Raw genomic sequence first — 1,559 nt, forward strand, 5'->3', positions numbered from 1 at the left:
TTGCTGGCCGGGGGCGCGGCGGCGGGCATGGGGCAGGCCGCCGGGGCGGCGCAGGCCGACATTCCGCTCGGCACGCCCGACGGCTTTATGGCGATCGGCGTCAGCGCGGTGGGCGGCAACCGGTATTGCGTGAGCGGCTCGGTGTTCGACGACACCGGCCCGAGCAACGCGGCGATGGTGGTGCTGGTGGATGCGGCGCGCCGCGCGGTGCTGTGGAAGGTGTCGATTCCGTACGGCAAGGATTACGTCGGCAACCAGGCCGTGGCCTGCGCCGCCGCCGGCAACGGCTATGCGGCCGTCACGCAGGATTCCACCAACAGCGTGGAATCGGAGAACCAGACGCGCGTGACGCTGAGCCGGATCTCGGCGGCCGGCAAGCTCGAACGGCACGAAACGATCGAGGCCGGTTACGACGAATGGTTCTACGGCCTGGACGCGGGCCCGGCCGGCCTCGCGGTGGTGGGCGGCACGAGCGGCAGCGCGCAGCGCGGCGGGCCGTTCGGCACGTTCGTGGCGCGCTTCGGCGCCGATTTCGCGCCGGCGGGCCTCTCGACGCTCGCCAGCGGCGCGTTCTGGCTCGATTCGGCGGCGCGCTTCGACGGCGCGCACCTGATCGTGTCGGGCCAGTTCATGCCGAACAAGGGCGCGGGCCGCGATGCGTTCGCCGCCTCGAAGATCGATCCGCGCAGCGGCAAATACGTGTGGTCCACCTACGCGTTGCCCGGCGACACGCAGTCGGCGCGCGCCTGGGTTGCTGCGGATGGCGGCGTGGTCACGGCCGGGCTGACGCCGAACGCGCTGGCCGTGGCCGTGCTCGATCGCAACGGCAAGCTGGTGCGCAATTTCTCGCTGAAGAAGCCGCTGTGCTCGCTGAGGGCGGTGGCGGTGGACGGATCGCGGCTCGACCTGATCGGCAATGCGTGCGGCGGCGACGAGCCGACCGTGCGCGTGCCGGTCGATCTCGACGCGAAGACGGCCGGCCCGGCCCAGCCGCTCGGCGGCAAGCTGCGCGCGGTCGGCGTGGACGGCAAGGGCTGGGTGGGCGTGGCGACCGTGAAGGGGCAGCCGGTGCTGCGGCGGGTCGCGCCGTAAGCGGTTTGGAGCGGAGTGAGCGAAGCCCGGCGCGATGCCGGGCGTCAGCGCGCCGTGCGCGTGCGCTTCGGCTTCTTCGCCGCGGCGGCGCGCGGCGCTTCCTTGGCGGCGGCCACGGCCGGATCGCCGCGTTGCAGATCCTCTAGCCAGGACAGTGTATCGGCGTAGCCGAGGAACTGGCGCAGATATTCCGGCGAAATATCGCGCATCTGCAGCAGCGCACGGTGCACGAGGCTGCTCGAGTTGAGCGGCCCGGCGTTCTTCGGCACGCTGTCGAGCGAGGCCTGCACCTGGCGGTCGGCGCTCAGCTTCGACCAGATTTCGCGGAAATAATCGAGCACGGCGGCCGGCGGCGCGCTGCGGGCCGTGCGCGCCTTGTCGAGCGCGAGCGCGGCGAACGGGTTGGACGATTGAGCCGATTGGGCCGCGGGCGTGTGGCTTGGTGCGTTCGCCGCGCCGCGCGCGCG

General features: G+C 72.2%; 2 protein-coding genes. One reads left to right on the plus strand and one right to left on the minus strand.

Annotated features, from left to right (window positions below; all coding sequences use genetic code 11):
* On the plus strand, positions 1–1,092 hold a 1,092-nt coding region (locus G3N92_RS33835; RefSeq protein ID WP_206131842.1), incomplete at its 5' end, for a hypothetical protein.
* 44 nt (positions 1,093–1,136) lie between these two features.
* On the opposite strand, the gene G3N92_RS33840 is transcribed toward G3N92_RS33835, so the two are convergent.
* The coding region (locus G3N92_RS33840) for a DUF2894 domain-containing protein (protein ID WP_206131843.1) at positions 1,137–1,559 on the minus strand (423 nt) is incomplete at its 5' end.

It is taken from the genome of Burkholderia sp. Ac-20379 (assembly GCF_017104645.1).
Taxonomy (GTDB): Bacteria; Pseudomonadota; Gammaproteobacteria; order Burkholderiales; family Burkholderiaceae; genus Burkholderia.